General features: G+C 46.8%; 3 protein-coding genes. 1 reads left to right on the top strand and 2 read right to left on the bottom strand.

The window, feature by feature from the left end:
- Positions 1-210 precede the first annotated feature (210 nt).
- Entirely contained in the window at positions 211-1,779 is a 1,569-nt protein-coding gene (ahpF, locus tag ACTHY5_RS11220) for an alkyl hydroperoxide reductase subunit F (RefSeq protein ID WP_441879662.1), read from the bottom strand.
- An 85-nt stretch (positions 1,780-1,864) separates the two neighbouring features.
- A complete protein-coding gene (gene ahpC / locus ACTHY5_RS11215; protein WP_441879660.1) occupies positions 1,865-2,431 on the bottom strand; it encodes an alkyl hydroperoxide reductase subunit C in 567 nt (188 codons plus the stop codon).
- 764 nt (positions 2,432-3,195) lie between these two features.
- Between ahpC and ACTHY5_RS11210 the strand changes: the two genes are divergently transcribed.
- The gene (locus tag ACTHY5_RS11210; protein ID WP_441879658.1) at positions 3,196-4,794 is read left to right on the top strand and encodes an isocitrate lyase; all 1,599 of its coding nucleotides are present in this window, start codon (positions 3,196-3,198) and stop codon (positions 4,792-4,794) included.
- Positions 4,795-4,980 lie beyond the last annotated feature (186 nt).

Raw genomic sequence — 4,980 nt, 5'->3', positions numbered from 1 at the left:
CAGGGAGGTACTTGCAGCGTGTCGGTGAAGAAGACCCTTTGTTTGGCCGTTATGCTAGCCGAACCGACTAAATCACCTCTTTCATTTTTATTTATAATGCAAGCAAAAGATGTGGTGAAGTGACAGGCTGTCAGCTGTCAGCTGTCAGCCATCACCAAAACACCGAGCCCTCACGACTCGGTGTTTTTATTTCCAGCTTACAGCCTTATTTTACGATCTAATTAAATGGTCAAAGGCGCTGAGGGCGGCGGTGGCCCCGGCTCCCATGGCAATAATAATCTGCTTATGCGGCACGGTAGTCGCATCCCCTGCGGCAAAGACACCGGGCTGTGACGTCGCGCCTTTTGCGTCAATGATCACTTCACCAAAGCGCGTTAGCTCAATGTTTGAGCCTTGTAAAAACTCGGTATTGGGAATTAAGCCAATTTGTACAAAAATACCCGCCACCGCTAAGTGTTTTTGCTCGCCACTGACACGGTCAATATAATGCATACCGCTGACTTTTTGGCCATCGCCCACCACTTCTGTGGTTTGCGCGCTGCGAATAATCTCCACATTCGGCAAAGACTCGGCTTTGCGCTGTAACACCTCATCGGCGCGTAAGGTATCGGCAAACTCTAATACAGTGACATGCTCTACTAGGCCGGCTAAATCAATGGCCGCTTCAATGCCTGAGTTACCGCCGCCCACGACTGCCACTCGCTTACCCTTAAACAAGGGGCCATCGCAATGGGGGCAATAAGCCACGCCTTTATTACGATATTGCTCTTCACCTGGCACATTCAGCTCTCGCCAACGCGCCCCTGTGGCTAAAATCACACTGCGGCTTTTTAAGGTGGCGCCACTGGCCAAGGGGATATTCACTAACCCGTTAGTGTCTGCAGAGGCTGATTGAATACCGCTGGCGCGTTGGGCAGTAATCATATCTACATCATAGTCCTTGATATGTTGCTCAAGGCTTGCCGCCAGCTTAGGGCCTTCGGTATAGGGCACAGAAATAAAGTTTTCTATGCCGACGGTATCCATCACCTGGCCGCCAAAGCGCTCAGCTAACAAGCCGGTGCGTATGCCTTTTCGGGCGGCATAAATGGCTGCCGCTGCACCTGCTGGGCCGCCACCCACCACTAATACATCGTAAGGGTCGGCATCATTTAAGTTCGCCGCTTGGCGCTCAGCCGCACCAGTATCCAGCTTAGGAATTATTTCTTCTAAGCTCATGCGCCCTTGGCCAAAATGCTCGCCATTTAAGTAAACAGTAGGCACCGCCATAATTTGCCGCTCGTTCACTTCGTCTTGAAATAGCGCCCCATCTATCATTACATGAGTAATGTTAGGGTTAAGGGTCGCCATTAGGTTAAGCGCTTGCACCACGTCGGGGCAGTTTTGGCACGACAGTGAAATATAAGTTTCAAAATGAAACTCGCCGTTAAGCTCGCGAATTTGCTGCTGTAACTCGTCACTCACTTTAGAAGGGTGGCCGCCGGCTTGCAGCAGTGCCAACACTAAAGATGTAAATTCATGCCCCATAGGAATACCGGCAAAGCTCACTCTTGGCGCTTGGCCTGCTGGCGCAATGCTCATGCTTGGTGAGCGGTGTGCTGGCGCCTCTTTTAGCGTGATCTGGGTCGATAGCTGGCTAATTTCGGTAGCCAACTCTCGTAATTCGGTTGATTTTGCAATGTGTTCTGGTGTCTCGCTCAGGGACACGCTGATCTCGATGGGCGAGACAATGTTTTGTAAGTAAGCGTTCAATTGTTGTTTGAGGTTAGCATCTAACATAGTCGTGTCCTGTGCTGAGTTTAAAAAAAACTCGGCCAGCGCTCTGGTCTAGCCGAGTTAACATTAGGGAGTGATTAGGCTTAAATTAGATTTTGCCAACCAAATCCAATGAAGGGGCGAGTGTGGCTTCGCCTTCTTGCCATTTAGCAGGGCACACTTCACCTGGGTGAGCGGCCACATACTGAGCGGCTTTAATTTTGCGTACTAAGTCAGCCGCGTTACGACCAATGCCTTCAGCCGTGACTTCTACCGCCTGAATAATGCCCTCTGGGTCAATAATAAAGGTAGCGCGGTCTGCTAAGCCTTCGCCTTCACGCATCACATCAAAGTTATTGGTAATGGTGCCGGTTTGGTCGCCCACCATGTAGTACTGAATTTTACCAATGGTGTCTGAGCTGTCGTGCCACGCTTTATGGGTAAAGTGGGTGTCGGTAGACACTGAAAACACTTCCACGCCCATTTGCTGTAACTCGCTGTAATGATCTGCCACATCACCTAATTCGGTTGGGCACACAAAGGTAAAGTCTGCAGGGTAGAAGAACACCACTGACCACTTACCTTTTAAGTCCGCCTCAGTGACTTCTACAAATTCGCCTTGGCGAAATGCTTGAGCGGTAAAAGGTTTGATTTCGGTATTAATTGCAACAGTCATAATGACTCCTTTTTGTATGAGATACGTGTTGTGCTGTGAACGGTTATCATCATAGGCCGGCATGAAGGTTAAGTTAATTCGTTACTTTCTATACACCTGATAGGTTTTAGCTATCAATGGGCGGTGTCCGCCTGCTGGATATTGAAAGCATCACTAGCAGCGGCTTAAAAATGATGAAATAACAACAAAGAGCACAGTAGCTCACTATTTTTTCACGAAATAGCAGGTTATTTTTTGTCGAGTTAATGTTGAGGATCACCATTCTATATTTCTGCTATGCCTGAGCCTAAGCCGTGTTGCGCTGTTTAATAGTGAATAAAAAAGCAAAATTAAAACGTTGGTCCTATCTCTATGGTTTTGTCTTTTTTGGTTGTTTTATAACGACTTTAAGTTACATCTGTGTTTGGTGTTACGAAGTAGGGTTTGGTTGTAGGTCACGTTTCATAAGGGGTTTTTGAGTTAGACTTTAGTTTGATATTGGCCTCGTTATGTGACCTGTGTGGTAATTTTGCTAGCTTGTTACTTGATCTTATGCTGAATGTTGCGCAAATTAGTATCCGTAACGCAGCGCAGAATAAACGGAAACGTCATATACAAATTAGAGCAGAGTATTTTTCTGACTCACTAAAAAAACAGACGAGAGTTGCGAAGCAAAATAAGTAAGGTTAAAGCGCACAGCAAGACTTCAAACATTTTGTTGTGGCAAGGAAGTGACAAACCCTTAATAAGGGTTCAACTCGATAGACTAGAACAGGACGGACACCATGCCATACGCAAGCGAAATAGATACCCTGACTTCTTTGATTAAACAAAATCCGACTTGGAGTGCCATTAAGCCAGAGCACGCAGCACGTATGCGTGTGCAAAATAAATTTAAGACCGGCTTAGATATTGCCAAGTACACCGCAAAAATCATGCGTGAAGACATGGCAAACTATGATGTAGATACCTCGCAATACACTCAGTCTTTAGGTTGCTGGCACGGTTTTATTGGTCAACAGAAAATGATTTCTGTGAAGAAGCATTTTAATACCACTAAGCGTCGCTACTTATACTTGTCTGGTTGGATGGTTGCCGCCATGCGTTCACAGTTTGGCCCACTGCCAGATCAGTCGATGCATGAAAAAACTGCCGTATCTGGTTTAATTGAAGAGCTGTACACCTTCTTGCGTCAAGCTGATTCATGGGAGCTAAACCACCTGTTCCGTGATTTAGAAGCAGCGGTTAAAGCAGACGACCAAGCTAAAATTAGTGAGCTGACTCAGCAAATTGATAACCATGAAACGCACATAGTGCCAATTATTGCTGATATTGATGCTGGGTTTGGTAACGATGAAGCGACTTATTTGCTGGCCAAGCAAATGATTGAAGCTGGTGCTTGCTGTATTCAAATTGAAAACCAAGTATCTGATGAAAAGCAGTGTGGCCACCAAGACGGTAAAGTCACTGTGCCTCATGCCGACTTCTTGTCAAAAATTAACGCAGTTCGCCTCGCCTTCCTAGAGTTAGGGGTAGAAGACGGTGTTATTGTGGCGCGTACCGACTCTTTGGGTGCTGGCTTAACTAAGCAAATTGCCGTAACAGAAGAACCAGGTGATTTAGGCGACCAATACAACAGCTTCATTGATGGTGATGAAATTGCCTCAGCGGACGATATTAACAACGGTGACGTTGTTATTAAGCAAAATGGTAAGCTGATTAAACCTAAGCGTTTAGCGTCTGGCTTGTTCCAGTTTAAAGAAGGCTCAGGTGAAGATCGTGTGGTAATGGACTGTATTGCCAGCTTGCAAAACGGTGCAGACTTACTGTGGATTGAAACTGAAAAGCCGCACGTTGGTCAAATTGCCAACATGGTAAATCGCATTCGTGAACAAGTGCCAAACGCTAAGCTGGTGTACAACAACAGCCCATCGTTTAACTGGACACTAAACTTCCGCCAGCAAGTGTACGATGCATGGGCAGAAGAAGGTAAAGACGTTAGCGCCTACGACCGTGCTCGCCTAATGAGTGCTGATTACGATACGTCTGAGTTGGCTAAACTGGCAGACGAATGGACGGCTAACTTCCAGCGCGATGCAGCACGTGAAGCGGGTATTTTCCACCACTTAATTACCCTGCCAACGTACCACACGGCGGCATTGTCTACCGACAACTTAGCAAAAGGCTACTTTGGTGATGAAGGTATGCTGGCTTATGTTGCTGGTGTACAGCGTAAAGAAATTCGCCAAGGCATTGCTACTGTTAAGCACCAAGATATGGCCGGCTCTAACATTGGTGATGACCACAAAGAATTCTTCGCCGGTGACGCCGCACTTAAAGCCGGTGGTAAAGACAACACCATGGGTCAGTTTGAAAACGTATAACTAATAATAAGATGATGACCAGATCATCAAGCATTATCCCTTAGTTTATGGCAGCCCCCCGGGCTGCCTTTTTTTGTTTAAATGAGTGTCGTCCACCTCACCCCTCAAAGATTTATCTCAGCCAGTCCACTTCACCGTTTGACTGGTAGAAGCCGCTTCAGCCGGCTGGTGGCGCGCAGCGGCACG

The sequence above is a fragment of the Oceanisphaera sp. genome, assembly GCF_052084945.1.
Taxonomy (GTDB): domain Bacteria; phylum Pseudomonadota; class Gammaproteobacteria; order Enterobacterales; family Aeromonadaceae; genus Oceanimonas.
The sequence above is the reverse complement of the archived record's forward strand: the minus strand, read 5'-3'. Positions and strand labels throughout refer to the sequence as shown.

Excerpts from the sequence above, each read along its gene's own strand:
- ahpF (WP_441879662.1), bottom strand. The coding sequence starts at position 1,779 with ATGTTAGATGCTAACCTCAAACAACAATTGAACGCTTACTTACAAAAC.
- ahpC (WP_441879660.1), bottom strand. The coding sequence starts at position 2,431 with ATGACTGTTGCAATTAATACCGAAATCAAACCTTTTACCGCTCAAGCA.
- ACTHY5_RS11210 (WP_441879658.1), top strand. The coding sequence starts at position 3,196 with ATGCCATACGCAAGCGAAATAGATACCCTGACTTCTTTGATTAAACAA.